A 25463-nucleotide genomic window follows, 5' to 3' on the forward strand; every position below is an offset into this window, starting at 1 on the left:
CTTTCGTTCAGAGAGTAGCAACGGCTTCCGCCGGCACGCCCAACGGCACCGCCCGGCCCATCTGGCGCACGCGAATGCGGATCGCCGTTTGCGCCATGCCGAAATCGGCAAGCTCGGCCGCAGCGGCATAGGTGAAGGCGGGGTTCACGGTTTCGACGCGCCGCACCACCGTGCTGCCCGAGAGAATTTCGAAGCGATACGCCTCCGTCGGCTCGTCGAGCGGGATGTCTGCGGAAAGCCATGTGTCCGCATCCACGCGTCCGCGCCGCATCCAGGAAAAGCGCACAACGCCATCCGCGCCGCGCCGCCCACGAAGATGCCCCGGCGCAAGCGGCTTCAGCGCCCGCTCGCCTCCGGCAAAGACAAAGGGACCAGCCTGGCCCTCGGTCGCTCCCACGGCCTCGACCAGCCAGTTGGAAAGCCGTCCCACCTCCTCGGTATCGAGCCCCACCGGCCGCACAGCCTCGTCGAGCACCACCGCCAGCGTTCCGGAAAGGTGTCCGGCCGCCATTGCATCCTCGGTTCCATGCAGGCCGCGCAACAGCGTGGTCAGCCGCCAGCGCCCCGGCGCGATCTCGCTTGCTCCGGCAAAGCCGATGATCTCCCAGCCGCCATTTTGCGCGCGCACCGCCAGCCGGTTCGCACCGTTCAGCATCGTCACCCCATCGACCGAGGAGAGGCCACCGGACGCCAGGTCGAGCACGATCTCCCGCCCGGGATCGAACCGCCCGAGGACGCCGGGAACAAGCGGCGCCGCAAGCCATCCCATCCGTGCCGGCCGTTCCAGCCGCGTGCGGGCGCGAAACCCCTCGCTGCCATCCGAACTCGACACGACCATCGCCCGCCACGGCTTCGCATAGGCCGCGACGCGCGCGAAATCCTCCGCCTCTCCGGGCCCGTGGATCGGCAGATCGAGAAAGACGACCTCGGGCGCAAAAGCATCCGCCGGTCCCGCCCCACCCGTGGGCGACCGTCCGTCCTGCGCCGGGGCGAATGCCGGGTTGTCGCCCGCGGCAATGGCGCGCGCCTCAACCTCCCGCACCAGCCCGTCCGTCAGGCCGGTCACGAGGAAACGTCCCTCCGGCCCATCCGCAAGCCGCACGACATCGCCGGGCGTCACACCGAGCATCGTCGGTGGCAGGCGAAAAGTGACGCGGCGTTGCCCCGCCCGCTGGTCGCGCAGGGCCGCCTCGACAGCCGATGCCGCCGCCCCGTCATGCAGCACGGCCGGCAGAGCAAGCCGCAGGACGCGGTCGCTGCCGTCAGCCATGCGGCGGGAGCGCGCCGTCACGCGCCCATAGGCGGCTGCCGCGTCGAAATGATCGAGAATGGCCTCGCCGGAGAAATCGCCGGCATGGCCCCGGCTTTCCTCAAAAGCTGCCTCGTCCGGCCGTTCGGCCAGAACGCCGATCTCGAGCGGCGGCAATGCCGATTTCTGCCGCGAGCGGAAAACCAGCTTGCCGTCCGCTTCCAGTGCATCGATCTGAAACGCCTCCATCAGCGGTTCGAGCAAGGCGCGCGCAGACGATTGCTCCGCCTGCACGAAGCCCGGCAGGTCCCCGGCGACGCCAGAAACGTCGAAGGTGGAAAACCCGTGATCGGACAGGATCGCGGCGATGACATCCGCCAGCGTCCCCGCGCCGAGCCGGCCGTTCAGCCAGTGCCCGCGCTGCCAGTTGCCGCCGTCCGACCACAGCGCCGTGTTCTCCGGAAAGGCCGGATACGGCCGCGCATCCCACGTCCAGAGAAAGACATGGCCGGGATCGACCATGCCCGCCTCCGGTCCGCTTCCCTGCCACCAGCCATGATGCGCATCGAGAAACCGGCGCTGCACGGCGTCGCCACGCGCACCGCCGGAAAAATACGGCAGGGCGTTTTCGGCACTTTTCGGATCGACGAATACATTCGGCTGGTTCGGCCCCTTGTCGGCCGCCGGACAGCCCAGTTCGGTGAACCAGACCGGTTTCGACCGCGGCACCCAGGCGGTATGCCCCGTAAGCTCCGATCCGCCGGACCCGCGTTCATGATGAAAATTGGTCCACCAGCTCTCGATGTCCTTGTAGCGGAACACCCAGGGCTTGCCCGCCGCTCCATCGGTGATCGGCGAGCGCAGGCGCGCCGCGCGCGCACTGTCATTGGCATAGTACCAGTCGAATCCCTCGCCCGCCGCGATCAGGCCCCGCATCGCATCCAGGTCTTCGCCGTGCTGAAATCCATCCGGATTGCCGGCCAGGACGTCGCCGTCGCGCCAGTCGGCCAGCGGCATGTAGTTGTCGATGCCGACGGCATCGATCGCCGGGGACGCCCAGAGCGGATCGAGGTGATAGCGCACCTCCCCGCTGCCATCGGCAGGCTGAAAGCCGAAATATTCGCTCCAGTCGGCCGCATAAGTGATCTTTGTCGCCGGCCGCAGTACCGTTCGCACATCAACGGCCAGGTCGCAGAGCGCCGACACGAAGGGGAAGCCGCCCGCCTCGTCGCGAAGCCATGTCAGCCCGCGCATCTCCGAGCCGATCAGGAACCCGTCGACCCCGCCAGCCGCCTCCGCCAGAAGCGCATAATGCAGGATCAGTCGGCGAAACCCCTCGTCGCCGGCAGGCCCCGAAACCACCTCGCCTGAAACCGAAAAGTCCCCCGCCTCCGCATCGCCCACGAAAGCGGCCACCTGACTACCTGCCGCCGCCGTGCCGTCGGCCGATTGCGGGTGGCAGGTGATGCGCCCGCGCCAGGGATAGGACGCCTGCCGCGCGCCGCCATAGGGGTCAGGCAGGCTGTTGTCCGCCGGCACGTCCATCAAAACGAACGGATAGAGATAGACCTCGATCCCGCGCGCCTTCAGGTCCTTGATGGCCGCCACAACGCTGGCATCGGAGGGCGTGCCGCCATAGGCCGGTCCACCGCCGCTCTGGCTGACCACATAGGCCGGCGCCCGCCCGATGCCGCAGACACGCCACGGCCGGCTTTCATCCGTTCGGGCTGAAACCTCGACGCCCGGCACGATGCGGCAATGCCCTGCCCGCAAATCCGTCCCGAACCAGGCGACGACCAGGCCGACACGTTCGAGATTCGGGCAAAGCGCCATCAGTTCATCGATCGAGGCTTCCCAATCCGTCGTCGCGACAAGCGTGTTGCGGTTGATGTTGCGCCCCCTGCCGGCTCCCAGCTTCTCCGTCACCAGCCGCGGGTCGTAGCCGTGTTCGCTGGAACCCGGAATGATCGTCACGGCGCGAACCTTCTCCTCCAGCGAACCGATCGGCTTCAGGACTTCGAACTGCAGCACGGGAATGCGGTTGCCGAAGGTGTCGAGCGGCAGGTGCTCGAAGACGACATAGGCAAGTCCGCGATAGGCCGGCGTGTTGCCCGCGCCCTGCTTCGCCTCGATCAGCGGATCGGGCGCCTGCTCCGCCGTGCCCCGGTAGAGCCGCATCGCAATACCGGTCAGGTCGAGTTCGCGCCCATCCGCCCAGACGCGCCGGATGCCGGCGATCGGCCCTTCGCAGATGCCCACCGCGCAATTCGCGAAATAACGGAACGTCTCGACGCGCGGCCCGCTCGCCTTGCCGCCCGTGCGCTCGACGGACACCTCCTCCGCAAACCGCGTCGCCCAGATCAGCGTGCCGCCGATGCGCGCGGTGCCGTAGACGCGGCTGATCGCGGTACCCTCGTCTGCGCCGGGAATGCGCGCATCGCCAAGCCGCGCGCCGGAAACCTTCGTCATGCCGTTGATGAGCGAGCGATCGACCACCGAGCCCGCGAGCGCACCCGCCGCCCGGCCGAGAATGGCGCCGAACGGACCGAACACGCTGCCGAGTGCCGCACCGGCCGCCTGGAAGAGAAGCGTTGCCATGGATCAGAAAATCTCCGGAAAACGGAAAACGCCGGCAATGCGCCGGCGCCAGCAGGGTACGAGCGGCGATTCGATCACCGCCCCCTGCTCATAGGCATGGATGAACCGGCCGTCGGGCGCCGCGATGCCGGCATGTTTGGCCGCCACCCCCGTCCGCCAGCGAAAGATGAGGAGATCCCCCGGGCGCAGCGTCGAAACGGGCAGTGCCGTCCCGCAATGCCGCGCGGCGGCCGCAAGCAGCCGCTCCTCGCCCGCCCGCTCCGCCCAGTCGGGCGCATAGGGTGCCGGCGCCTCCGGTTCGGCGCCGTAGAGCTCGCGCCAGACACCGCGGATCAGCCCCAGGCAATCGCAGCCAACGCCCTTCAGCGAGCCCTGATGCCGGTAGGGCGTGCCGATGAAGCCGCGCGCCACGGCGACGACCCGGTCGCCGGTCGCTCCCTCATTCATAGAGCGGCTTCCCGTCATGCACGGTGTCGCCATCCGCGTAACCATAGATAAAATCGCTGCCCGGCATGTGCGGGAATCCGCGGAAATTCAGTTGGTTGGCGAACTTTGCCTTGCAGGTGGAAAAGCGTTTGTCGCAACCCGCCGTCACCGCGAGCGTATCGCCGACGGCAAGTTCCGCAGGCCCCGGCAGCCAAAGCACCAGTTCGTCCAAGTCCTCCGCCTTGCGATGATCCTCGATGTCGGCCGCAAGCCCCGTCGCGGCGCCGCTGGTCACCGTCAGCATGCCGTAGCGAAAGAACCGCTCGGCAAATCCCGAGAGCCCCGCCACCCGCACCCGCATCTCATCCGGCACCGCCAGCACCGTCGCCGTCGCCCGATAGGCCGGTGCCGCGGCATCGACGCCGCAGCGCCCGTCGCCCAGGACGGCGTCGCAGCGGTGCCCGTAGATGCGCCCGCGCACCTGGTCGAGCCGATGCGTCAGCCGTCGCAGTTCCGCGCGAAAAAGCCCGCCCTCGCGGCGCACCTCGCCCAGCTCCGCCGTGCGCAACAGCAGCCGTTCGGACGGGTCCTGCCAGTTGACCGTGAAAACCTCGACCTTCGCCCCGTCGTAACGCCCCGCTGCAAGGTCGTCCGCCCGGATCGCCTCGGCGGAAAAGCCGCCCGAAACCTCCCCGCTTTCGGCGGCAAGCCCGTTGCCGTCCTCCGCCTCGCTCGCCTCGAACCCGGCTGCTGCCATGTAGTCCGTGCCGCCGAAGGCGAGATCGCGGTCGTGATCGGTAAATCCCATCACCACCCCGTCGCGCCGCGTCACGCGCCAGGCATGGCAGAGCGTCGTCGCACCACCATCGAGATGGGCCTGAAGTCCCGCCGGGATCGTCCTCATGGCTTGATCTCCACGAGCGGAATGGAGGGAATGCGCCCGGCATTGAACTGCGCCAGATCGATGTCGATGCGGTCGGTATCGAAACGCACGGGCACGTCGAATTCGAACCCCGCGCGGATGACGCCGGAAGCCGGAATCTTGCCCGGCTTGAAAGTCACGACGCCGGTCGTAGAATCCACCGTATAATCACCCGCCGGCACAAGACTGCCCGCCACCGAGACGATCACCGTTCCCGTCACGGGCTTTTCGATCACCCGCACCGTCCCGCCTCCGGCGTCGACATAGCGCTTGACGAGCTGGAAGGCCGCCGTCGTGCCGTCGCCCGTGCCGATTTCCTGGTCCCCTGCCGCAGGCGATGCCGCCGGCGCGCCGGACCTGTGGTCGACAGGATCGTGAAAACGGAAGCCGTAAAATTGCCCCGCCCGCGCCTCGAAGAAGGCGAGCACCGCGTAGAGATCGTCGATCGAGCGCACGCCCGATCCCGCATCGTAGCGCCGCCGCGCATCCTGCCAGCGCCGGTTGCGGTTTTCCCGCCCGTTGGAAAGGCTGACGATGTCCGTGCGCCGGACCGGCCCGCCGCTCGTGCCGAGCGCGACGCGCAGCGGAAACCGCACCTCGTGAAATCCTGCCATGTCTGTCTCCGGTTTCGAGGTCCGCCCTCACAAACTGCGCTGCCCGCGCCCGACGGCGCGTGTCAGCATGGCCGCGATCTGCCCCTCGGATTTGCGGAAGCTCGCCGCATCCTGCGCCGTCACGTTGAAGACGATACGCGCGCCGCCACCGCCCTCGGTCGCCACGCCCAGCGCGCCGTCCGGCCCTCGCTTCAGAGGCAGGATCGCCTCCGCCCCCGCCTCGCCCATCAGGCCAAGGCCGCCGCTACCGCCGTTGCCGCCGAAATAGGTGGGCGCCGCCACCACACCGCCCTTGGCGAAGGGTGTCACGCCGCCAAGCAGGTTGGAAACGCCGGAGGAAAACATCCCCTCCAGCGGCTTCAATCCCACGGAAAGCGCTATGTCGCTCATCCGTCGCGCAAGCCCGGTGAGCACGCCTTCCAGCCCCTTGCCGTCCACCACCGCCCCTCTCAGCGCAGCCGTCAACGCCGAGCCGAAGGAGCGGGAACGCGCCTCCAGATCGTCGAAGACCGTGGAAAGCTGCTCGGCGGTCTGCTTGGTGCCGTTCAGCGACGTGTCGTCCACCATGGTTCACTCCTTGTCGTCGGGAAAAGCCGCCATCAGCGCCGTGAGCGCCTCGCGCCCCGGGGCTGATGGACCGGGCTTGAACACGCCAAGCGCGAAGGCCAGTTCGCGCGGTGTCATCGCCCAGAATTCCTTTGCAGAAAGCCGCATTCGGCAGAGCCCGGCATGAAGCGCTGCCGCCCAGGGAAAGGCGGCGGCCTCACCGATCAGACTGAATGCGGCACCGGAGGGTTTTGCGTCTGCCCCTCCGCCTCGAATGTCGCCCGCAGCAGTTCGGCGGTGATGCGCGCAAAACCCTCGAGCGCATCCGCGACCGCCATGCCGGCCACGTCCTCGTCGCTGAACAGGTTGCCGCCGCCCCGCAACCCCGCGCCGATGATGCGGATCAGATCGTCCGCCTTCAAACGCCCGGAGGAGAAGCGCTCGGCCAGCCCCGTCAGACTGTCGACCGCAAAGGCCGTCTCCAGTTCGGCAAGCGCGCCGAGCGTCAGGCACAGCACCCGCCGCTCGCCGTCGAGGAAGGCTTCGATCTCGCCGCGCCGCCGGTTCGCCCGCGCGCCCATCAGGGCGCCTCGAAGGTCAGGGCACCCGCCGATTCCAGCGCGATCTCGAACAGGATTTCTCCGTCATGCGCGCCGGAATATTCGAGTGCCGCCACCTGGAACAGCCCCGAAATCGTGCCGAAATCCGGAATGGCGATCTGCCAATCGGCAATCGTGCCGGCAAAGAACACCGAGCGCACCAGCGCGTCGGACGCCTGGTCCTTGAAAATGCCGCTGCCGCTGACGGCCGCGCGCTGCACGCCCGCGCCGCCGAGCAGTTCGCGCCAGCGCCCCGCCGAATCCGCATCCGTCACGTCGACGAGTTGCGCGTTGAACGACAGCCGCTTCGAGCGCAGCCCCCCGACGGTCGCAAAACCCGCGCCGTTCTCGATCTTGAGCAGCAGATCCCGCCCCTTCTGTGCCACCATGACTAGGTCCTTTCCTTTAGGTTGTTCAGGTTGCCGGCTCCGTCACCGCCCGAAACTCCGTTTCCGCGCGGTGGAAGCGTGATTTGCCGTCGCGGGAGAGCCGCGTCTGGCGATGGAAGAGGAGCACGAGGCGGTGGCCGGAAAGCGTAAGCGCCGCGTCATGCAGCACCGCGCGCACGGCAGCGGCGATGACCTGCACCTGCCGGTGCCCGGCCGCATCGGACCAGATGTCCAACGTGATGATGTGTTCTTCGCCCGGTTCCGTCGCCGTCGAATGGTCGGTGCTGTCGATGCCGGCGATCACGACGAGAGGCGCGGTCGGCGCGGCGAGGCGCCGGTCGGTCACGCCATTGCCGCCGATCAGCGCCGTCAGCGCCGTATCGCCCGACAGCCTCTCGTAGATCGCCTTCTGCAGGGCCGATGCCGCGCTCATGGCTTGATCTCCTCACAGTCGCAGAGGGTGTAGCGCCCGGTTTCATCGGGATCGCGGAAAGCGCGCAGCGCAAAGAGCCGCGCGCCGCTGCGCAACCGCATGCCACCCGAAAGATCGGGCCGCCGACGCAGCCAGATCCGGTGCGTCACCGTCACCGGCAACGTACCCGCGGCTTCCTCCGCACGGGCGACAATCGGGTCGATACGCCCCCAGAGTGTCGCCAACGCCGAAAAACTCCGCGCGACACCACCCTGGCCATCCGGCGTCTCGACCGGCCGCTCGAGCACGAGCCGCACCGAGAGCGCACCGGGATCGATGATGCTGTCGCGCGCCATCAGAGCCTCCGCCGGCAATGGGGGGCGATCAGGCGCTCATAACCCTGCGGCACCGCGCCCGGCTGCTCGTCGAGCGCGAGCACGCCGCGCAGCTCGAACATGGCGGCGACATGCAGCAGCATCGCCCGCTTCAGCGTATCGGGCACGTCCGCGCCGCTTTCGCCGAAACCGGCCGTAAAATCGATCTCGATACCGTTCAACGCCCGCTCCGTCGCGCGCCGCCCGGGCAACACCAGCCGCGCCGGCCGTGCCGCACCGTCCAGCACATAGCCGGACGTATCGATTTCGACCGGTGTGCCACCGGCATCGTAAACCGTCACGATCTCAATGGTTTGCACCGGCCCCCTGGCAATCTGAATCACCCGCCCCTCCGGCCAGTCGTCGAGATAGAGGCGCAGCGGCCGGGAGATCAGGCAAAGCCCCGTCTGGCTTTCGAGATGGAGGCGCGCCGTGCGGATCAGTGCCGTCAGCAGCGTATCCTCGTCGTTCGTCTCCAGGCGCAGATGCGCCTTCACCTCCGCAAGCGTGATCGGCTCGGCGGCCGGCGGCAAAAGTTCGGCGATGGTCATGGCAATCCTGTCCGATGGGAAAAGGGATGCGGGCGCGGCCGGGAGGAAAACCGCGCCCGCTGCACCGGCGTCAGGGAACCGCCACCGGTGCGAGAGAAACATTGTGAAGGACGATGCGCCGCAGCCTCAGCTCGCCGCGAACTTGACCAGCTTGATCGCCTCGAAGTTCTGCACCCCGCCGCCGACGCGTTTGGTCGTGTAGAACAGCACATAGGGCTTGGCGGAGTAGGGATCGCGCAGCACGCGCACACCCGTGCGGTCGACGACGAGGTAGCCGGCACGGAAGTCGCCGAAGGCAATCGAGAAACTGTCGGCGGCGATATCAGGCATGTCCTCTGCCTCGGTGATGGCAAAGCCCATCAGCGAGGCGGACTGGCCGGGGGTTGCCGGCGGGCGCCAGAGGTAATTGCCGTCGGCGTCCTTGAACTTGCGGATCGCGGCCTGCGTCTTGCGGTTCATGACGAAGTTGGCATTCTGCCGGTGGCCGGCCTTCAGCGCATAGATCGTGTCGATCAGCGCATCGGATGGCCCGCTCGCCTTGAAGGCGCCGGCAGCACCGGTCGCGATGTACCCGATATTGCCCCAGCTCCAGCTGGTATCGGCGACATTGGTATAGCTGAGGAAGCCCTTCGGCTTGTTCGTGCCATCGCCCGAAACGAAGGCCGTGCCCTCCTGCTCGGCGAAGACGATATCGACTTCCGAGGCGATCCAGCTTTCGACATCGACGGCCGCATCGTCGAGCAGGGCAGAGGTCGCCGCCGGCATGGCGTAGAGTTCCATGGTCGGGAAGGAGAGCTCGGCAAGCTGCGCATTGCCCGTCTGTGGGCGCGATGCGGTTTCCGCCACCCAGCCAGCCGCCATGCCCGAGGTCGCGAACGGCTTCTTCAGCACCATGCCCGAGACCTGCCGCACCGTTGCAAGCGCCCGGATCGGCGAAGCAGCCGAAAGCCGGCGGCCGATGTCGGTGTCCGTCTCCGGCGGCACGAGATAGCCGCCGTCCGATGCGGAGCCGACGGACATCGCCTTCTCCTCCAGCGAGCGCAGCGCGCTTTCGTCGCCGCGACGCATATAGGCCGAGAAGGCCGCCTTGTGCTCGGCCGCCTCCAGGCTCGCCGCGCCGCTGCCGCCGAGCGCCGGGCGTGCCTTCTTCAGGGCCAGCTGGTCGATGACGCGCTTGTGGTCATCCACCGCGCGGTTGATGCGGTCGAGCTTTTCGCGGGTCACCACATCGGCGGTCTGCTTCTGCTCGATCTCGCCGAGCCTGATTTCGTTGGTCTCCTTGAAGGCCTCGAAGGCCTGCATGAAGTCTTCGAAAGCGGCGGTCATCGTTTCCGGCACGGCCTTGATTTCCGGCGCGGTCTTCATGGTCTCCGTCATATGTGTCGTCTCCGTTAGCGTTTCATCATCATCCGGGCCGCCCGGCGCATGGTGCGCACGAGCTCCGTCTCCCGGTCGCGGAACCACCGCGCATTCTTCACGTTCGACACCCGCGCCGAAGGCAGCATGGGGAAGGTGACGATCGAGATTTCCCAAAGGTCGGCTTCGAGGATCCGGCGCACGCCGGTTGCCCGCTCCGTCTTCGAGCGCACCGTCTGGAAACCGATGGAGAGCCCGTCGAGCGCGCCTGACTTCATGAGGTTCAGCACCTCGCGGGCCCGCGCCACGCCGGGCGCAAGCACGCCCTCGACATAGAGCCCGCGCGTATCCTCGCGGATGGTGCGCCAGCGTCCGATGGGTTCGGCCGGATCGTGCTGGAACAGCATGCGCACGCCGGAAGACCCCCGTTTTTCCAGCGAGCGCACGAAGGCGCCGGGAGCGATCGCGTCCTTGCCGAGATCCACTTCGCCGAAGAGGCTGGCATAGCCGGAAAACACCCCGTCGCCCGAGACGCCTGCAAGCGTCAGGTCGGCATATTTCTTCGTCCGCCAGACCGGCAGGTCGGTGGTTGTCATTGGTTTCTCCGATGTTGGATTGCGGAAGGTCTGACGGCCGGCCGAAGGGTCCCGCCGTCTCTTCCGGCATGGTTCGCGCCGCCGCCGCGACGAAAATCGCGTCGATGTCAGCGTGGGGTATCGCCCCGCATCCGCTCCGCCATGCGCGCCAGCACGCCGAGCCCCCACCAGGCCGAAAGGCTCGCCGCTGCCGAACCGGTCAGCAGCACCTCCGCCGGCCCGAGATAACCCGCGATGCCGAGCCGGACCGCGATCCACAGCCCCGCCGGTCCGCCGAAGACGAGGCCGCAGGCGAGCCCGGTGAAGAAGCGGCACCCGGCCTCGCGGCGGCTTTTCGGCAGGAGATAGATGAGCGAGACGGCGGCGCCCGCGGACGCACCGACCAGCCGGGCCGTCCAAAGCCCGCCGTCGTTTCCGAAGTCAGCCATTGTTAAGCCTTTCAGTTTATTGTGAAATCAAGGTTGATCCGCCATACGCGGCCACAGATGCGCCGCCTCACGCCGAGTCGGGCAACGCCAATCCCTGAGTCTTTTGAATCGCTTGCGGCCAAGTATTCGAAAACCGATTCAACGGCTTCACACAGAGATTCCGCGCGGCGCGGAAGCGATTTAAGCCGCGCAGCCAAGCCTTTGTTTTATTTTGATCTTTCGATGCAAAGTCCGTGCGCCCATCCCGATTGATGGTGCATTGCGCACGCCTACCCTTAAAACTTGCAATTGACGCGACGACGGTAGCAAAAATAGTTTCCGCAACCGTCATGATGACGGCCAGCAGTCCGTTGTCGTCTAGGCTCGGACTGCGCCTGATGCGGTCAGTACCCGACCGCCCTGCGTTTTTCCTCGTCGCTGAGGAAAGTTGCCGTCCCCACCCGCGCCCAAAGTTCGGAACGCTCCGCCGCAAGCCCGCTCACCTGGTCGAGATCGGGCACCAGCCGCAGCGCAGCGCCCTCATCCTCGGAAAACCACCCGGCAAAAGCAGCCGCCGTGCGGCTCACCAGCGGCAGCACGGTCAGGCGCCAGAAAGCGCGGTTGGCCTCCTGGTAGTTGGCATAGGTGGCGTCGCCGGGAATGCCGATCAGCATGGGCGGCACGCCGAAGGCGAGCGCGATGTCGCGCGCCGCGCCGTTCTTCGCCTCGACGAAATCCATCTCGCGCGGCGAAAGTCCCATCGCTTTCCAGTCGAGCCCGCCTTCCAGCAGCATCGGCCGCCCCGCCCGCGCCGGGCCGGAATAGCCCTCCTCCAGCTCGCTTTTCAGCCGGTCGTACTGGTCGGCTGTCAGGTTCCCGCCCTCCTTCGGCTGATAGACGAGCGCGCCGGAAGGCCGCGCCGAATTGTCGAGCAGCGCCTTGTTCCAGATCGCCGCCGCATTGGAGAGATCGAGCGCCATGGAGGCCGCTTCCAGCGGTGCGAAACCGAGCTGGTCGTCGAGCGGGTGGAAAAGCCTCAGATGCAGGATAGCCTGCCCCTCGCCTGCCGCATGCCGGCGGACATGGTTGCCTGTCCGATACTCATAGGCGTCCGGCCAGCCGTCCCGCCCCTCGACGATGCGCACCCGGTCGGGCCTGAGAAGATGCAGTTCCCGCAGGTCCTCCGCCACCCGCACGCCCTCGACGAAAGCGTTGCCGGACAGGAGCAGGTGCCCGTACAGCATCTCGAAGAAATCCGTCCCGGCCATGCGCCCGTTCGGCCGCCGAAGCAGCGCGAGCGCCGGCTCTTCCGGCCGCTCCACCTCTCCGTCATAGGCAAGCCAGGGTACGGATGCCGCGGCCTCCGCGATCATGCGCACCGCCCGGTGCGCCACCGGGTTTTTCATGAACCCCTCGCGAGACAGCGAGGCATAGGACCGGCTCGACCAGTGCGCCCGGCCCTCGGCGGTCAGCGCAAAAAAGCCCGACGCCTTGGTTTCCGCCGGCACCTGGCGCCGCCGCGAGAGGAAGGAAGGAAACTTCATGATGTCCTCGATTGTTGTCGGATCCGACGGGATAGGCGCGCAGTCATCGGGCAAGACGCCCGCTACCCGCCGAGTGCTGCAAAAAACGTCCGTCCGTACCCCGCCACCCGCTCGGCCCGGTCCAGCCCGTTGATGATGCGCCGAGCCCCGACCCAGTCGGCGCGGCCTGTCGAAAAGTGATCCGCGAGCCGCCGCCCGGTGAAAGCCCCGCGCAACATGCCGATGAAGAGGATTTCCACCGAAGGTGCCATCTCCATCGCCCGTTCCGGCCGCGTCAGGAAATCGATGCCCGTCAGCGTCGAAAGCCGCTCGTAGTTCCGCCGATGCGTGATCTGCACCAGCCCGCGCCCGAGCCAGCTATGCCCCGCCGCATCCCGCCGCCAATAGGGTTCGGAAACCTGCGGCAGCTTTCCGGCCGCGAAGGCGCGGTCGAGCCGGGCGATCGCCGTCTCGTCCGTGGCGGCAAAGGTTTCGCGCACCGGCTGCATGCGCCCGCCGGTCTCGTGATGCGCGGTCGCCAGCATATAGGCGAGAAAACGCCGGTCCCGCGTCTCGCCGCCGGTTTCGAACCGGTCGAGCAACGCCGTCAGGCCGGCCACTTGCGACCCGGCCAGCCGCCCGCCGTAAAGCGAGCCGCGCACGCCATCGAAAAAAGCCTTGTGATCGATCGCCATCGTTAAACCCCTCGCACCCGCGGTTCGCCCTGCCGGTCGAGCACCAGCGCCGTCAGCGCCCAGACGAGCGCATCGAGACGATCCGGCGAGCGTCCGGCCGAAAGCCCGTCGGGGCCGAAATCGCACATCTGGTCCTCCAGGTCGGCAAAAGCGCCGGCATGGGCCACCCGCCCCTGCTCGTAGAGTGCCGCCACAGGCTCCGCGCGCAAAAATTTCCCGCGCGTCGCCCGTACCGTCGTGACCGGAAGATCCGCCTCCACGCTCTTCAGCATGGCCGTCACCATGTCGCCGCCCTGGTTGATTTCCGCCACCACCCGGTCCGCATCGAACCGCCGGAAAGCCCGCACCACTGCGCCTGCCCATCCGGCCGGGCTCGCGCCCGTCACCGAACAGTCCGCCAGCACCACCGCGCGTCCGCTGCCGTCCAGCCCCGCCACGACGATGCCGCAGACCGAGGCTGCGGACGCCGTTGCCGGCGGATCGACCGCCACGACGATGCGCGACAGCGGCCCGGCATGGCGCAGCCGGATGGCCTCCAGCCGCGCCCGGCTCCACAGCGCATCCTCTCGGTCGGCAATCAGCTCGCCATCCAGCTCCTGCCGCCCCAGCCGCGTGCCGCCATAGCGGTCGGCCATGGCCGCGATGAAGCCGGGCGAGAGGTTTTCCGCGTTGTCATCCGTGCGAATGCGCCGCACCGCCGTCTTCACATCGGCCGCAAGCGCCCGGAGCAGCGGCACCGGCCGCGGCGTCGTCGTCACCAGCACCCGTGGATCGGCGCCGAGACGCAGGCCGAATTGCAGCATGTCCCAGGTCTCCTGCGCATGTTTCCACTTCCCGAGCTCGTCACACCAGGCCAGATGGAACTGCGGCCCGCGCAAACTCTCCGGATCTTCGGACGAGAAGATCTGCCCGATCGACCCGTTCGGCCACACCAGCCGGCGGCGCGACGCCTCGAATTCCGGACGCGCACGCCCGGCAATCCGACAGATTCCCGAGACCCCGTCGATCATCACCTCGCGCGCGTCGCCAAGGGTTTCCGCCACCAGCGCGATGCGCAGGTCCGGCGCGGACAGCGCCAGAGCATGCACCCATTCCGCCCCCGCCCGCGTCTTGCCCGAACCACGCCCGCCCATCAGCAGCCACACCCGCCAGTCTCCCGGCGGCGGCATCTGCGCGAGCCGGCAGGTGAAATGCCAGCGGCTCAACTGCCGGCGGTTGCGAGGTCTCTCATCCGCTGAAGCGCGGTCGCCTTCCAGATCAGGGGCAGAAAGCCCACGCCCCTTGCCGATCTCCCCTACAAGGGGGAGGATCGACGGTGTTGGCAGCGCCTCCGGTTTTTCACCAGAGCGACTATTGTCCCGCCGCAAACCGGCCTCCAACGCATCGATCCCATCGAGCAGCTTTCCCGCCGCCAAATTCTCCTCGATCATCCTGAAACCTGCGGCCATCCTGTGCATCTGCTTGTCAAATGTCTTGCCGACCGCCGCGACGCCCCGCCGCGCCCTACGGCCCGCTTTCAGCCCGTGCGGCAGCATCGCCGCCAGGCCTGGCTTCGCGCGTCCAGTCTTCCTTTGCCGCATCCAACCGTTCCTTCACCCGCCGCTCCACAAGCCGGTCGAATTCCGCCGCCAGCACCGCCTCGTCCTCCGGCTCGCCGCGCGCGGCCTCTGCCTCCGCACGCTCGCCAATCAGCGTACGCTGCAGGCTGTCGATCTTTTCCAGCGTGCGCACGATCAGCGAAACCGCCTCGATCGCCGCCTTGGCGTCGGTCTGCGCCAGCTTTCGGGAAGCCTCGTCCTCGGCGCCATCCGCGTCCCGCTCGGCCAGGATCTTCTGGCTCTGAAACCGCTGAAACCGCTCGCGCAGCTCCTTTGTCATTTCCAGAAGCATCGCCTGCATATCGAGGAAGGGATCGAGCGGCGCATCCGCCTTGGTGTCGAGGAGCAGTGCCACGCCGCTCTCGACCTCCACCCGCCGCCCGCCAAGCCCGTCATAAACCGCCGGCTCCGGCGAAACGCCGAACAATTGAAGATCGATCGCCGCGTCCATCGCATACCCCAAATAAAAAGGCGCCCGGTTCGACTGAACCAAGCGCCTGTCAATATATTCCCACAAAGCCGCCGCCGGCAGAAACCAGCCATTCCGTTGAATCTCCTGAGAACCAGGAGATCGCCGCCCGCACCTTTTCGACTATGCCATAACCCTATCAAATGGCCGTCACGCAGTCAAGGACTATTTTCCTATTTAGCGAAAACTTTTGCGAAGCCCCGAAAAATGCTACTCTTTGCCATGACCTCGAACGATCTCATCGCGATCGCGCTCGGCCTGCCCGGGGCGCGGGAAAGTGCTCATTTCGGGAAGCGCGACTTCCGGGTGGGCGAGAAGATCTTCATGTCCCTGCCACAGGCCGGCCGTGCGGTGCTGAAGCTGACGCCCGGCCAGCAGGCGATGGTGGTGGAAACCGATCCGGGACTGTGCGCGCCCGTGCCGGGTGGCTGGGGTGCCAAGGGCTGGACATCGCTCTATTTCGATAGCGCGGATGACGAGCGGGTACACGATCTCATCGGCACCGCCTGGCGCAACGTCGCGCCGAAGGCGCTGGTCGCGGTGAGCCTGAACTGAGCTATTTTTCCTCGCCCACTTCCATTGGCCAGGTCACGAGATAGTCCTCGTAATCCTCGATATCGATGCCCTCTTCGCTGACGGTGCGCCCGCGAGCGGAAATGCCGGCCTGGTGCACCGTATCCGGGTCGCCGGAAACCAGCGGATGCCACCAGTAGAGGTCGTGCCCGTCGCGGATGAGGCGGTAGCCGCAGGTCGGCGGCAGCCAGGAGATCTTTTCGACGCTCTCCACCGTCAGGCGGATGCAGTCGGGCACCGTCGCCTGCCGGTTGTCATAGTCCTTGCAGCGACAGCTCTCGCCATCGAGCAGCACGCAGCGGATCGACGTCCAGGCGATTTCGCCGGTGTCCCAGTCCTCCAGCTTGTTGAGACAACAGAGCCCGCAGCCGTCGCACAGGCTTTCCCATTCTCTGTCGGTCATTTCGGCGAGCGTCTTCGTCTTCCAGAAGGCAAGCTCGCCCGGCTCCTGCTTATCGCTTGTCATCATGCCTGACCCCTGAACCTCTCGGGCTCAAAGGTCAAGTCTGGCCGGCCGGTAACCCTTCCCCGCAAATTCCGTTCTGCTGCCTTCAAAAGACTGATATCGTCGCCGAATAGGAAATGGTCAGAAGACGTTAACCGGACACAGGCAGGCTGCGGCCGGTACCGAAAGAAGGCCAGCGATCGTGGAAGACGAAAGCGCAAACCCGCAAAAACCGCGCCGCCGCAAGCGGCACATCTTCCTGCGCCTGGATTCCTGGATCGATTCCACGGTCTGGAACGCTGGTTTTCGCGCGGCCGAGATCTGGGAGGAGATCACCATCTTCTTCCGCCGTTTCCAGGTCAAGGGCTGGAAGAAGGCCGTCTTCGAGATCGCCGGCGAAGGCATGAACCTCGGCACCGCCGGCTTCGTCCTGCTGCTCGCGCTCGCCCTTCCAGCCTTCGAGGAAACCAAGGGCGACTGGCGCGCGCAAAGCGATTTCGCCGTCACCTTCCTCGACCGCTACGGCAACGAGATCGGCCATCGCGGCATCATCCATGAAGACTCCGCACCGATCGACGAGTTGCCCGATCATCTGATCAAGGCCGTTCTCGCCACGGAGGACCGTCGCTTCTTCAGCCATTTCGGCATCGATTTCCTGGGCCTCGCCCGCGCCATGAACGAGAACGCCCGCGCCGGCGGCGTCGTGCAGGGCGGCTCGACGCTGACCCAGCAGCTGGCGAAAAACCTCTTCCTCTCCAATGAGCGCACGCTGGAGCGCAAGGTCAAGGAAGCCTTCCTCGCCTTGTGGCTGGAGGCCAATCTCTCCAAGAAGGAAATCCTGCGGCTCTATCTCGACCGCGCCTATATGGGCGGCGGCACGTTCGGCGCGGCCGCAGCCGCGCAGTTCTATTTCGGCAAGAACGTCACGGATGTGAATCTGGCCGAATCCGCCATGCTCGCCGGCCTCTTCAAGGCCCCGGCGCGCTACGCGCCGCACGTCAACCTGCCCGCTGCCCGCGCCCGCGCCAACGAGGTCCTGACCAACCTCGTGCAGGGCGGGCTGATGACCGAGGGCCAGGTGATCGCGGCAAGGCGCAACCCCGCCAGCATCATCGATCGCAACGAGAAGACCGCACCGGACTTCTTCCTCGACTGGGCCTTCGAGGAGGTCCAGCGCATCGCAAAACCCTTCGCCCAGCATTCGCTCGTCGTGCGCACCACCATCGATATGGGCCTGCAGGCCGCCGCCGAGGAGTCGGTGGAAAGCGGCCTTCGCCAGTATGGCGAGAGCTACCGCGTCAAGCAGGGCGCGCTTGTCATGGTCGAGAACGGCGGCGCGGTGCGCGCCATGGTCGGCGGGCGCGACTACGGCGAGAGCCAGTTCAACCGCGCCACGAGGGCGCTGCGCCAGCCGGGCTCCTCCTTCAAGGCCTATACCTATGCGGCGGCGATGGAATCCGGCATGACGCCCGAAACGACCATCGTCGATGCCCCGATCAGTTGGGGCGGCTGGTCGCCGCAGAACTACGGCCGCAGCTTCGCCGGCCGCATGACGCTGATGACGGCGATGGCGAAATCCATCAACTCCGTTCCGGTCCGTCTCGCCAAGGAAAAGCTCGGCACCAAGCGCATCGCGCAGATGGCCAAGGACATGGGCGTCGAGACACCGATCCGCACCGACAAGACCATGCCGCTCGGCACCTCGGAAGTCACCGTGCTCGACCAGGCGACGGCCTATGCCGTCTTCCCGGCCGGCGGCGTTCAGGCGCGCCGCCATGGCGTCAGCCAGATCCTGAACTACGACGGCGATATCCTCTACGATTTCGGCCGCGACGAGCAGCCGGCGAAGCGCATCCTGTCCGAACAGGCGGATTCCTCGATGAACCGCATCTTCGTCACCATTCCGGTCAGCGGCACGGCGCGGCGCGGCGCGCTCGACCGCGGCATCGTTTCCGGCGGCAAGACGGGCACCACCCAGGCCTATCGCGACGCGTGGTATGTCGGCTTCACCGGCAATTATACGACCGCCGTCTGGTTCGGCAACGACGACTACACCTCGACGAACAACATGACCGGCGGCTCGTTGCCCGCCATGACCTTCAAGCGCCTGATGGACTACGCCCATCAAGGCATCGAGCTGCGCCCGATCCCCGGCATCGAGAACCCGCTGCCGGATGGCACGAAGGCGAGCGAGGTCGCGGCGGCAACGACGGACGAAAACAATCCCCTGCCCGCGCTCGTGCGCCCCCGTTCGCTGTCCACCGATGTCACCAGGCTCCTGAAGGATGTCGCCCGCCAGTTGAACGAGGCCAGGCCGCTGAAGGCCGGTGGCCGGTTCGCGGCGCTTGATAGCAAGCTTGACGTTGGTCCGGCGAACCGCACAGAGTAACGAAACGCTGATTCCAACGGTCGATAGCCTTGTTCCGCACCCCCCTCGTCATCGCCACAGCGCTCGCCGTCGCCTTCGGCCTCGGTATTCTGAGCGCGATCTATGCGCTCAGGGCGACCGTCGGCTTCGGCGCCATCGCGCTCGGCCCGTGGACGGCCTTTCCAGCTGCACAGACGATCGATGCCGACCCCTATGCCAAGGCCCACCGCGCCCGCGACGGCAAACTGCTGCTCGGCGGCGCCGAAGGCCTTGCCTTCACCGCCGCCACCGATAGCGACAACCGTACGCTTTCGGAAAACTGCCGCTACGAGATCAAAGGCATCACGCCGCCTGCACGCCTGTGGACGCTGCATGTGGCGGATCGCAACGGCAATCCGCTGCAAGGCGTGCGCCCGGGCCTGCCCGATGGCCTCAATGCCTGGTCCGTGCTGCGCGGCGCCGACGGCAGTTTTTCCATCCGCATCGCCTCGACCGCGACGTCGGGCAACTGGCTTGCCGTGCCCGAGGGCAAGGCGCCCTTCCTGCTCGTCATGACGCTGCTCGACACGCCGACCGCCGGCAGTTCCGGCGTGATCGACCTTGCCATGCCCGGCATCGTCAAGCTGGACTGCGCCGATGCGTAATTTTCTCTATGCCATCGCCATCGGCCTCGTAGGCGCGGCGCTGCTGCACATCGTCATCATCCTCTCGCTGCCGAGCTTCACCGGCCGCGACGCCTACACGCGCGTACAGACCTTTGGCGAGCCGAACCGCTTCTTCCCGCTCGCCAGCGCCGGCGATACGCCCGCCCCGCTCAACGACGATCCGGCGATGAAGACCGCCGTCTGTACCTTTTCCGTCGAAAACGGCCCGATCCGCCTGTTTGCCGATGGCGACGTGCCCTTCTGGTCGCTGGCCGTCTATGACGACGCCTCCAACGAGGTCTTCAGCATGAACGACCGCACCTCCGTGTCCGGCGCCCTCGACACGCTGATCGCCACCCCCATCCAGCTCATCGGCATCCGCAAGGCCGTGCCGGCGGAACTGGAGCAATCGATCCTCGTCGAAATGCGCGGGAACGAAGGTTACGCCGTGCTGCGCACCTTCGTCCCCACGCAAAGCCGCCAACCGGCCGCCACCGCCTTCCTCGCGGATGCGAGCTGCGAGATGTTCGCTGCCAACTGACCCCGAAAGGGCGATGCACCGCCCTTTCGGGATGCGCCTGTTCGATCAGAGCAGGAAGTCGCTGGCCTTGAGGTCGACGACCGTATCCAGCACGAAGCTGAAATCCGCCTTGCCGTCGCCATTGGCATCGCCCTGAACGATCGTGTCGCCGGACTTCACCTCGAAGCGCAGCTCCCCCGCCGTCTTGTGGAAGGCGCTGCCCGCGATGAAGCTGAACACCTGGTCGCCGGCCGCGAGGGAATTCGCATCCACACCCTTCAGGTCGATCCGGTCGCCATCGGCCTTCGAGAAGTCGAAAATCTTGTCCTGAGCCAGCGAAGTCGAATCCGCGGCCGAGGCGAAGACGAACATATCCTTTCCCGCGCCGCCGAACAGCTGGTCGAGACCTGCACCGCCGTTGATCACGTCATTGCCGGCCATGCCCTTCAGCACGTTGCTGCCGGCATTGCCCGTCAGCGTGTTGGCATCCGCGTTGCCGGTGCCGTTGAGGTTTGTGCTGCCCGTGAGGATCAGCTTCTCGACATTGGCCGAAAGCGTATGGCTGAGCGACGCCTTGACCGTGTCGGTGCCGGCACCGGCAAGCTCCACCACCACGTCGCCGCTGCTGCCGACGATGAACGTGTCGTTGCCCGCGCCGCCTTCCAGCCGATCGGCGCCGGCACCGCCGTCGAGCAGGTCATTGCCGGCCATGCCCTTCAGGATATTCTTGCCGGCATTGCCCGTCAGTATGTTGGCGAGATCGTTGCCCGTGCCGTTGATGTCGGCGCTGTCCATCAAGGTCATCCGCTCGACATTCGAGGACAGCGTATGGTTTACATATGCCTTGACGAAATCCGTGCCGGCGCCCGGGAGCTCCACGACCACATCGACCGCATCGTCGATGACATAGGTATCATTGCCCGCCCCGCCTTCGAGCCGATCGACACCGAGGCCGCCATAAAGCACATCGTTGCCGGCCATTCCCTTCAGAACGTTCTTGCCGTCATTGCCGGTCAGAACGTTGGCCGCGGCGTTGCCCGTGCCGGCGATATCGGAAGCACCGGTCAGCGTGAGGTCTTCGAGGTTTGCACGCAACGTGAAGGCGGCTGTCGATTTCACCGTATCGAGACCTTGGCTGGCAGCTTCCAGCGCCAGGTCGCCGCTATCGTCGACGATGTAGGTGTCGTTGCCGGTGCCGCCGTACATTTCCTCGACTCCCGTACCGCCGTCCAGAATGTCGTTGCCGCTGCCGCCTTGGATGCCGTCGCCTCCCGCGCCGCCATATAGCAAGTCGTTGCCCGCGCCGCCTTCGAGATAGTCCGTATCATTGTCGCCGTAGAGGGTATCGGCGCCCGCACCGCCCAGGATCGTGTCCTCGCCGTCGCCGCCGGAGACCGGGCCGTCCAGTTTGCCCAGCCGCCCGTCATACTCGTCCGCGCCGCCGCCGAGCCTGACTTCCCCCGACATCATTCCCTTGTTGATCACCGTGTCCGCGGCGCTCAAGCTGTCAGGGGAGTAGAAGGATTGGTATTTGCCGGAGATCGTCCCGCTATTGATCATCGACAGGGCTTCCGTCGCAGCGGACCCGCGAAAAATTCCGATATTCGTGCCCGTGATGGTGCCGGTGTTGGTGATCGTGCTGCTCGTCGCGCCGTTCGCACCATGGAAGCCGATGCCGACCACGCCCTCGATCTGCCCATCGTTCGTGAGTTCGCTTGCATGGGCGTTCAGGCGAATGGCGGTCTCGCCGAAGCTCTTGACCAGCGCCGTGGAGGAAAGGTTGACCTTGTAGCTGTGGTCCGCGCTGCCACTGTCGCCCAGCAGGACGGCGGTTTTACCTCCCAGAACCGTGCCGCGAATATCCAGCGTGTTCGACCCCGCCAGCGCACGGATGACCGCGTCGTCGGCCGACACCGCATCCGTCCGTGCGACCGTCACGCCTTCACCGACGAAGAGCATGTCGGCAAATGCCAGTTCTGCCCGTACAGCGGTGCCGACCGAATCCGTATTGATGACCTTGAGTACCATTTTCTGCCTCTCTCATTTGCTGCGCCCCGCGCCGGCGACCACCGCCTGCCTCAGGGAAAACAATGTCTGATGCGTTGCGCTGAAAGATCGCCCTGCCCGGGCGCCGAAATCAGGCACGAGTCTTCACGCCGAAGGCCCCTTTGGGGAGCATTCGCTTCAACTCCTGCTTTTCCGACGATGCCTCTCCGCAAACCGTCCCGCATTGAATGTTGTCAGTACGAAACTACTTGAAGATTTATTCTGGCAATCCGAAAATAAACGCACCTTTTTTATTTCAAACGAAATTACTTCGAAGAAATACTGAAATATACTTGAAACACAGCTGAAACAATCGCGAAACAATTACCCAAATTCGCACTCCCGGAGCGCCTGAAAGGCCTGTGAACGCTCTTCCATGGAGACAAGCGAGCCCGTTCCACCGACGCTAAAAACGAAAAAACTCCGGAAAAACCGGAGTTGCGAACCTGTTTTCGATTTTGGGGAAAGATCGGAACGAAAGGGCGATGACCTTGAAGGCCGAGACCTGGACACCGCGGTCATCGAACTCAACGGCACCGTCATCGGTTGTCAGCGATGAACAACTCTACGCGGTCTTCAAGGACGACCGTGGAGCAACGGCGCGCGACAACAGCCACGCATGGCGCTCAAAACCTTGAATTCTCGACCGGCTCAGGGCCGGCGGGCGGTGTCCTGGGCGCTCGTCTTCGCCGCCTTGCCGCGGGCCGCGAGCATGGCGGGGGTCAGGCGCTCGTAGCGCACACCCGTAAAGAGTAGAACCTGGGCCGGAGCCGCATGCGGAACGGGAGCGCGTCTCGGGGTTCGCGCGAGCCATTCTTTCAATCTTACAACATCTGCCATTCTCGCCTCCTAAAGAAGAATCGAGACGGATGAATCACTCCTACAAATCTCACCCTGCCCATCACGGGCCGGTGCATCCGGTTCCGTCACCCGGTAGCGACACGCATTGTCATCCCAGTCGCATACGGGTGGAAAACGGCGAAACGGGTCCAGAAGTTTCCCATTCACGGGAATGTGTCTGGTGACCGCCCGGTATCCGGAACATCGCACCTTTCCCATTCGGATCGGCAGCCGCTTCGGAGGCCACCGTTCCCATGTTCGAATCATACCACGTCTCACTCAATAGACGAGCCGATCCGTACCCCTAAAACTAACGACCAATGGGTTAACATGTTGTTAATCCTAGCGTGGTCGCGCGCTTTGCGCTGTTCCCCGCGGCACAGGGCCGAGACACCGCATCGCGCGGGGAACCCTCTGTTAACGTCTACACAAGCATAGATGGCGTAAACTGCACGGGTTTATTTATACGTAAGGAATAGGTCATGAGCTTTTGGGGCAAAACCATCGATACCCGATATGATTTCCGTGCTTTTGACCCAAAACACATCTGGAACTGGGGCCTCGTAACCATCGGCAAGGGAACAGAAATCGACTTCGGGGACACCAGCGGCATCTATGCGATCGACCTGGCCGACAAGGAGATTTCCATCAAATTCAACGATATCGGCGCCTTCTCGAACTACTCGCGCAACGGTCCGGCCTTTATCGACCACGACGACACGCTGAACCCGATGATCGGCTTCACCCTGAAGACCAACATGCACGGACTGACGAAGAGCGACATCACCGTCTGGGAAAACGAACTGCGGGTCGACTGGCGTGGCACTTCCTTCACGCCGTCCACCTATGTCCTCATTACGGTGAAGTTCAAATACAACCCCGTCGACGGCACAAACGGTAGCGATAAAAAACTCGTCGGCACGAAACACGACGACTTCTTCTTCGGTAAGCGGGGCGCCGACACGATGACCGGCGGCAAGGGTGCCGACCACTTCATCTTCTCGACCGGAGACACCGGCAGCACCAAAACCACGGCCGACCTCATCAAGGACTTCAAACCCGCCGAGTTCGACGTCATCGATTTGAGCCGCTACGACGGCAATTCCAAGCAGGTCGGCATACAGGATTTCAAGTTCATCGGAACGAAGACGTTCTCCAAGACCATCGGCGAACTGAACTACAAAAAAGTCGGCTCGGAGACCCACATCTTCGGCGACATGAACGGCGACGGCAAGGTCGACATGATGATCCGCCTTTCCGGCAAGATCGATCTCACCGCCGACCATTTCATCTTCTAATGGCACACGCGCGCCGCGCGCCTTTACCGGCTGTTAATCATACCGCCGTTAGGATTGTGTTTACGGTCGCCCCCGCGCGACGGGCGCTAAGATCAGAAAACCGTTTGATCCCGGAGAGATAGCAACACGCATCGATCCGTCGGCGGTTCTCTCGGTTTCGCCGAGGACAGATGGAAGTGGCAAGGGGCTGTCGCTTCGGGGATAGGGTGTTTCGTGGCGGACAGGTTTCGCGAACTGGAGAGACCGCTGGCAGGGCGGCCGAAGGACATCGTCCTGATGGCCACGGTGTCGAGCTTCGAGAGCCTGCGCTTTCCCTCCAGGTCGGATCTGCGCCAGTTCGGCGAACTGTTCGAGCCGCTCTACGGCGCCTCCACCGAGGAAGCCCGCCGCCAGGCTGTCGCCGCCCTCTCGCGCTGCCCGCAGATTCCGGATGAAACCGCCCTCTTCATCGCCAGCCAGCCGATCGGCATCGCCGCCATCTTCCTGATGGGTTCCCGGGCGATCCCGGACGTCCTGTTGATGCGCATCCTGCGCACGACCGGCCCGGAGCAGGCCCGCGCCATCGGCAAGCGCGACGATCTCTCCCCCGCCGTCATCGAGGCGCTGGTCGGCAGCCATCAGGACCATGCAAGCCGCCGCTCAGGCGAAGACCGCGCGACGATGCTTGCGGAAGCCGCCCGTCTGGAACGGGAAGAGGATATCCGCGCGGAACTGCGCGCGCTCGTGCGTGCCGCCACGCCCGTCACCGAAGCGCCGGTGCGACTTGAGCCTGCAACGGAGGTTCATCAGGCGCTGTTCGTGCGTTTTGCCCGCGCCGGCGAGATCGGCATGATCGCCGTCACGCTCGCCGATGCGCTCGCCTCCAGCCAATGGTTGTCGGAGCGTATCCTGCTCGACGTCTCCGGCCGGCAACTGGCAGAGACGCTCGTGGCGCTCGCCGTGCCCTTGGGAGACAGCCTGTTCGTGCTGGCGAAGATCTACCCGCACCTGGCCGGGGGTGGCGCCGAAACGCTCATCGCATCGCTAGACCCGACCGAAGCGACCCTCAGGGTCGAAAGCTGGCAACGGGCGGACAGCTATACGAATGGCGATGGCTTGCCGAAGGCGGCCAACAGTGAAAGCGCGGATGCGAACGGGCAGGATCACCACGACAGGTCCTCCAGGGACGGGCGGCACCAGGCCGCCGGCTGATCGGCTTTCTCACGGCTCGGCAATGCGGAGCCGGCTGATTCCGGAAACGGTTCCTAGAAGATCGGGCGCTTGGCCGGCAGGCGAACCGCCGCGCCGTCTGTGCGCTCGGCGGAGAGCGCGGCCAGCATGGTCACGACGAACATTCCCGAAATCAGCAGTGCAAGGGCAGGCAGCACGATAAACATGGGCGTTTCTCCAGGGCTTCACAGGCCGT

General features: G+C 65.6%; 29 protein-coding genes. 6 read left to right on the forward strand and 23 right to left on the reverse strand.

What is annotated here, in order from left to right; translation table 11 throughout:
- Positions 1-7 precede the first annotated feature (7 nt).
- From MUO32_RS07665 to MUO32_RS07755, 19 genes are all read right to left on the reverse strand, one after another.
- Positions 8-3847, reverse strand: a complete 3840-nt coding sequence (locus MUO32_RS07665; RefSeq protein ID WP_257947630.1) for a glycoside hydrolase/phage tail family protein — start codon at positions 3845-3847, stop codon at positions 8-10.
- Positions 3848-3850: 3 nt separating this feature from the next.
- Positions 3851-4294 (reverse strand): NlpC/P60 family protein, encoded by a 444-nt coding sequence (locus MUO32_RS07670; RefSeq protein WP_257947631.1) that lies wholly within the window; start codon positions 4292-4294, stop codon positions 3851-3853.
- Positions 4287-5177 (reverse strand): DUF2163 domain-containing protein, encoded by an 891-nt coding sequence (locus tag MUO32_RS07675; RefSeq protein ID WP_257947632.1) that lies wholly within the window; start codon positions 5175-5177, stop codon positions 4287-4289. Before MUO32_RS07675 ends, MUO32_RS07670 begins: the two co-directional genes overlap by 8 nt.
- Positions 5174-5809, reverse strand: a complete 636-nt coding sequence (locus tag MUO32_RS07680; protein WP_257947633.1) for a DUF2460 domain-containing protein — start codon at positions 5807-5809, stop codon at positions 5174-5176. The genes MUO32_RS07675 and MUO32_RS07680 overlap by 4 nt, the downstream gene beginning before the upstream one ends.
- Before the next feature lie 27 nt (positions 5810-5836).
- Positions 5837-6376, reverse strand: coding sequence for a phage tail tape measure protein (locus MUO32_RS07685; protein ID WP_257947634.1), 540 nt, complete (start codon positions 6374-6376; stop codon positions 5837-5839).
- A gap of 3 nt (positions 6377-6379) precedes the next feature.
- A complete protein-coding gene (locus tag MUO32_RS07690; RefSeq protein WP_257948220.1) occupies positions 6380-6631 on the reverse strand; it encodes a rcc01693 family protein in 252 nt (83 codons plus the stop codon).
- Complete coding sequence (locus tag MUO32_RS07695; RefSeq protein WP_257947635.1) at positions 6580-6936, reverse strand: gene transfer agent family protein; 357 nt, start codon at positions 6934-6936, stop codon at positions 6580-6582. The genes MUO32_RS07690 and MUO32_RS07695 overlap by 52 nt, the downstream gene beginning before the upstream one ends.
- A complete protein-coding gene (locus MUO32_RS07700; protein WP_257947636.1) occupies positions 6936-7343 on the reverse strand; it encodes a phage major tail protein, TP901-1 family in 408 nt (135 codons plus the stop codon). Before MUO32_RS07700 ends, MUO32_RS07695 begins: the two co-directional genes overlap by 1 nt.
- Before the next feature lie 25 nt (positions 7344-7368).
- Positions 7369-7776 (reverse strand): DUF3168 domain-containing protein, encoded by a 408-nt coding sequence (locus MUO32_RS07705; protein WP_257947637.1) that lies wholly within the window; start codon positions 7774-7776, stop codon positions 7369-7371.
- Positions 7773-8111 (reverse strand): phage head closure protein, encoded by a 339-nt coding sequence (locus MUO32_RS07710; RefSeq protein ID WP_257947638.1) that lies wholly within the window; start codon positions 8109-8111, stop codon positions 7773-7775. Before MUO32_RS07710 ends, MUO32_RS07705 begins: the two co-directional genes overlap by 4 nt.
- Positions 8111-8680, reverse strand: coding sequence for a head-tail connector protein (locus tag MUO32_RS07715; protein WP_257947639.1), 570 nt, complete (start codon positions 8678-8680; stop codon positions 8111-8113). The genes MUO32_RS07710 and MUO32_RS07715 overlap by 1 nt, the downstream gene beginning before the upstream one ends.
- A 126-nt stretch (positions 8681-8806) precedes the next feature.
- Positions 8807-10057, reverse strand: coding sequence for a phage major capsid protein (locus MUO32_RS07720; RefSeq protein WP_257947640.1), 1251 nt, complete (start codon positions 10055-10057; stop codon positions 8807-8809).
- Positions 10058-10071: 14 nt separating this feature from the next.
- Positions 10072-10632, reverse strand: a complete 561-nt coding sequence (locus MUO32_RS07725) for an HK97 family phage prohead protease (RefSeq protein WP_257947641.1) — start codon at positions 10630-10632, stop codon at positions 10072-10074.
- A 107-nt stretch (positions 10633-10739) separates the two neighbouring features.
- Complete coding sequence (locus MUO32_RS07730) at positions 10740-11060, reverse strand: DUF6107 family protein (protein ID WP_257947642.1); 321 nt, start codon at positions 11058-11060, stop codon at positions 10740-10742.
- A gap of 67 nt (positions 11061-11127) precedes the next feature.
- Positions 11128-11391, reverse strand: coding sequence for a hypothetical protein (locus MUO32_RS07735; protein ID WP_257947643.1), 264 nt, complete (start codon positions 11389-11391; stop codon positions 11128-11130).
- Between the two features lie 52 nt (positions 11392-11443).
- The gene (locus MUO32_RS07740) at positions 11444-12583 is read right to left on the reverse strand and encodes a phage portal protein (protein WP_257947644.1); all 1140 of its coding nucleotides are present in this window, start codon (positions 12581-12583) and stop codon (positions 11444-11446) included.
- 62 nt (positions 12584-12645) lie between these two features.
- Entirely contained in the window at positions 12646-13257 is a 612-nt protein-coding gene (locus MUO32_RS07745; RefSeq protein WP_257947645.1) for a hypothetical protein, read from the reverse strand.
- A gap of 2 nt (positions 13258-13259) precedes the next feature.
- Positions 13260-14705, reverse strand: a complete 1446-nt coding sequence (locus tag MUO32_RS07750; RefSeq protein WP_308311266.1) for a terminase large subunit domain-containing protein — start codon at positions 14703-14705, stop codon at positions 13260-13262.
- Between the two features lie 55 nt (positions 14706-14760).
- Positions 14761-15306, reverse strand: a complete 546-nt coding sequence (locus tag MUO32_RS07755; protein WP_257947646.1) for a hypothetical protein — start codon at positions 15304-15306, stop codon at positions 14761-14763.
- A 225-nt stretch (positions 15307-15531) separates the two neighbouring features.
- Between MUO32_RS07755 and MUO32_RS07760 the strand changes: the two genes are divergently transcribed.
- On the forward strand, positions 15532-15879 hold the full coding sequence (locus MUO32_RS07760; protein ID WP_374708613.1) for an MmcQ/YjbR family DNA-binding protein: 348 nt from the start codon (positions 15532-15534) through the stop codon (positions 15877-15879).
- A 1-nt stretch (position 15880) separates the two neighbouring features.
- Here the strand turns inward: MUO32_RS07760 and MUO32_RS07765 are convergent, their stop codons facing one another.
- Positions 15881-16363 (reverse strand): YcgN family cysteine cluster protein, encoded by a 483-nt coding sequence (locus MUO32_RS07765; protein ID WP_257948223.1) that lies wholly within the window; start codon positions 16361-16363, stop codon positions 15881-15883.
- Between the two features lie 181 nt (positions 16364-16544).
- Between MUO32_RS07765 and MUO32_RS07770 the strand changes: the two genes are divergently transcribed.
- Genes MUO32_RS07770 through MUO32_RS07780 form a run of 3 tightly spaced genes read left to right on the forward strand, consistent with a single transcriptional unit; the run spans position 16545 to position 19895 of the window.
- Positions 16545-18731: a transglycosylase domain-containing protein gene (locus tag MUO32_RS07770; RefSeq protein ID WP_257947647.1), complete on the forward strand. Its 2187-nt coding sequence runs from the start codon at positions 16545-16547 to the stop codon at positions 18729-18731.
- Between the two features lie 29 nt (positions 18732-18760).
- A complete protein-coding gene (locus MUO32_RS07775) occupies positions 18761-19354 on the forward strand; it encodes a DUF1214 domain-containing protein (protein WP_257947648.1) in 594 nt (197 codons plus the stop codon).
- On the forward strand, positions 19347-19895 hold the full coding sequence (locus MUO32_RS07780) for a DUF1254 domain-containing protein (protein ID WP_257947649.1): 549 nt from the start codon (positions 19347-19349) through the stop codon (positions 19893-19895). Before MUO32_RS07775 ends, MUO32_RS07780 begins: the two co-directional genes overlap by 8 nt.
- 45 nt (positions 19896-19940) lie before the next feature.
- On the opposite strand, the gene MUO32_RS29290 is transcribed toward MUO32_RS07780, so the two are convergent.
- Both MUO32_RS29290 and MUO32_RS07800 read right to left on the reverse strand, forming a co-directional pair.
- Positions 19941-21902, reverse strand: a complete 1962-nt coding sequence (locus tag MUO32_RS29290) for a calcium-binding protein (protein ID WP_308311267.1) — start codon at positions 21900-21902, stop codon at positions 19941-19943.
- Between the two features lie 669 nt (positions 21903-22571).
- Positions 22572-22760 carry a hypothetical protein gene (locus MUO32_RS07800; RefSeq protein WP_257947650.1) on the reverse strand — a complete coding sequence of 63 codons (189 nt, stop codon included), beginning with the start codon at positions 22758-22760 and terminating at the stop codon, positions 22572-22574.
- Between the two features lie 482 nt (positions 22761-23242).
- Here MUO32_RS07800 and MUO32_RS07805 point away from each other — a divergent pair, with 482 nt between their 5' ends.
- Entirely contained in the window at positions 23243-24058 is an 816-nt protein-coding gene (locus MUO32_RS07805; RefSeq protein ID WP_257947651.1) for a M10 family metallopeptidase C-terminal domain-containing protein, read from the forward strand.
- 213 nt (positions 24059-24271) lie between these two features.
- Positions 24272-25249, forward strand: coding sequence for a hypothetical protein (locus MUO32_RS07810; RefSeq protein WP_257947652.1), 978 nt, complete (start codon positions 24272-24274; stop codon positions 25247-25249).
- Positions 25250-25302: 53 nt separating this feature from the next.
- Here MUO32_RS07810 and MUO32_RS07815 read toward each other — a convergent pair whose 3' ends face one another.
- Positions 25303-25434 carry a hypothetical protein gene (locus tag MUO32_RS07815; RefSeq protein ID WP_257947653.1) on the reverse strand — a complete coding sequence of 44 codons (132 nt, stop codon included), beginning with the start codon at positions 25432-25434 and terminating at the stop codon, positions 25303-25305.
- Between the last annotated feature and the right edge of the window lie 29 nt (positions 25435-25463).

The organism is Shinella sp. CPCC 101442 (assembly GCF_024704725.1).
GTDB lineage: Bacteria > Pseudomonadota > Alphaproteobacteria > Rhizobiales > Rhizobiaceae > Shinella.

Excerpts from the sequence above, each read along its gene's own strand:
- MUO32_RS07665 (WP_257947630.1), bottom strand. The coding sequence starts at position 3,847 with ATGGCAACGCTTCTCTTCCAGGCGGCCGGTGCGGCACTCGGCAGCGTG.
- MUO32_RS07670 (WP_257947631.1), bottom strand. The coding sequence starts at position 4,294 with ATGAATGAGGGAGCGACCGGCGACCGGGTCGTCGCCGTGGCGCGCGGC.
- MUO32_RS07675 (WP_257947632.1), bottom strand. The coding sequence starts at position 5,177 with ATGAGGACGATCCCGGCGGGACTTCAGGCCCATCTCGATGGTGGTGCG.
- MUO32_RS07680 (WP_257947633.1), bottom strand. The coding sequence starts at position 5,809 with ATGGCAGGATTTCACGAGGTGCGGTTTCCGCTGCGCGTCGCGCTCGGC.
- MUO32_RS07685 (WP_257947634.1), bottom strand. The coding sequence starts at position 6,376 with ATGGTGGACGACACGTCGCTGAACGGCACCAAGCAGACCGCCGAGCAG.
- MUO32_RS07695 (WP_257947635.1), bottom strand. The coding sequence starts at position 6,936 with ATGGGCGCGCGGGCGAACCGGCGGCGCGGCGAGATCGAAGCCTTCCTC.
- MUO32_RS07700 (WP_257947636.1), bottom strand. The coding sequence starts at position 7,343 with ATGGTGGCACAGAAGGGGCGGGATCTGCTGCTCAAGATCGAGAACGGC.
- MUO32_RS07705 (WP_257947637.1), bottom strand. The coding sequence starts at position 7,776 with ATGAGCGCGGCATCGGCCCTGCAGAAGGCGATCTACGAGAGGCTGTCG.
- MUO32_RS07710 (WP_257947638.1), bottom strand. The coding sequence starts at position 8,111 with ATGGCGCGCGACAGCATCATCGATCCCGGTGCGCTCTCGGTGCGGCTC.
- MUO32_RS07715 (WP_257947639.1), bottom strand. The coding sequence starts at position 8,680 with ATGACCATCGCCGAACTTTTGCCGCCGGCCGCCGAGCCGATCACGCTT.
- MUO32_RS07720 (WP_257947640.1), bottom strand. The coding sequence starts at position 10,057 with ATGACGGAGACCATGAAGACCGCGCCGGAAATCAAGGCCGTGCCGGAA.
- MUO32_RS07725 (WP_257947641.1), bottom strand. The coding sequence starts at position 10,632 with ATGACAACCACCGACCTGCCGGTCTGGCGGACGAAGAAATATGCCGAC.
- MUO32_RS07730 (WP_257947642.1), bottom strand. The coding sequence starts at position 11,060 with ATGGCTGACTTCGGAAACGACGGCGGGCTTTGGACGGCCCGGCTGGTC.
- MUO32_RS07735 (WP_257947643.1), bottom strand. The coding sequence starts at position 11,391 with ATGACGGTTGCGGAAACTATTTTTGCTACCGTCGTCGCGTCAATTGCA.
- MUO32_RS07740 (WP_257947644.1), bottom strand. The coding sequence starts at position 12,583 with ATGAAGTTTCCTTCCTTCCTCTCGCGGCGGCGCCAGGTGCCGGCGGAA.
- MUO32_RS07745 (WP_257947645.1), bottom strand. The coding sequence starts at position 13,257 with ATGGCGATCGATCACAAGGCTTTTTTCGATGGCGTGCGCGGCTCGCTT.
- MUO32_RS07750 (WP_308311266.1), bottom strand. The coding sequence starts at position 14,705 with ATGGCCGCAGGTTTCAGGATGATCGAGGAGAATTTGGCGGCGGGAAAG.
- MUO32_RS07755 (WP_257947646.1), bottom strand. The coding sequence starts at position 15,306 with ATGGACGCGGCGATCGATCTTCAATTGTTCGGCGTTTCGCCGGAGCCG.
- MUO32_RS07760 (WP_374708613.1), top strand. The coding sequence starts at position 15,532 with ATGCTACTCTTTGCCATGACCTCGAACGATCTCATCGCGATCGCGCTC.
- MUO32_RS07765 (WP_257948223.1), bottom strand. The coding sequence starts at position 16,363 with ATGACAAGCGATAAGCAGGAGCCGGGCGAGCTTGCCTTCTGGAAGACG.
- MUO32_RS07780 (WP_257947649.1), top strand. The coding sequence starts at position 19,347 with ATGCGTAATTTTCTCTATGCCATCGCCATCGGCCTCGTAGGCGCGGCG.
- MUO32_RS29290 (WP_308311267.1), bottom strand. The coding sequence starts at position 21,902 with ATGGTACTCAAGGTCATCAATACGGATTCGGTCGGCACCGCTGTACGG.
- MUO32_RS07800 (WP_257947650.1), bottom strand. The coding sequence starts at position 22,760 with ATGGCAGATGTTGTAAGATTGAAAGAATGGCTCGCGCGAACCCCGAGA.
- MUO32_RS07805 (WP_257947651.1), top strand. The coding sequence starts at position 23,243 with ATGAGCTTTTGGGGCAAAACCATCGATACCCGATATGATTTCCGTGCT.
- MUO32_RS07815 (WP_257947653.1), bottom strand. The coding sequence starts at position 25,434 with ATGTTTATCGTGCTGCCTGCCCTTGCACTGCTGATTTCGGGAATGTTC.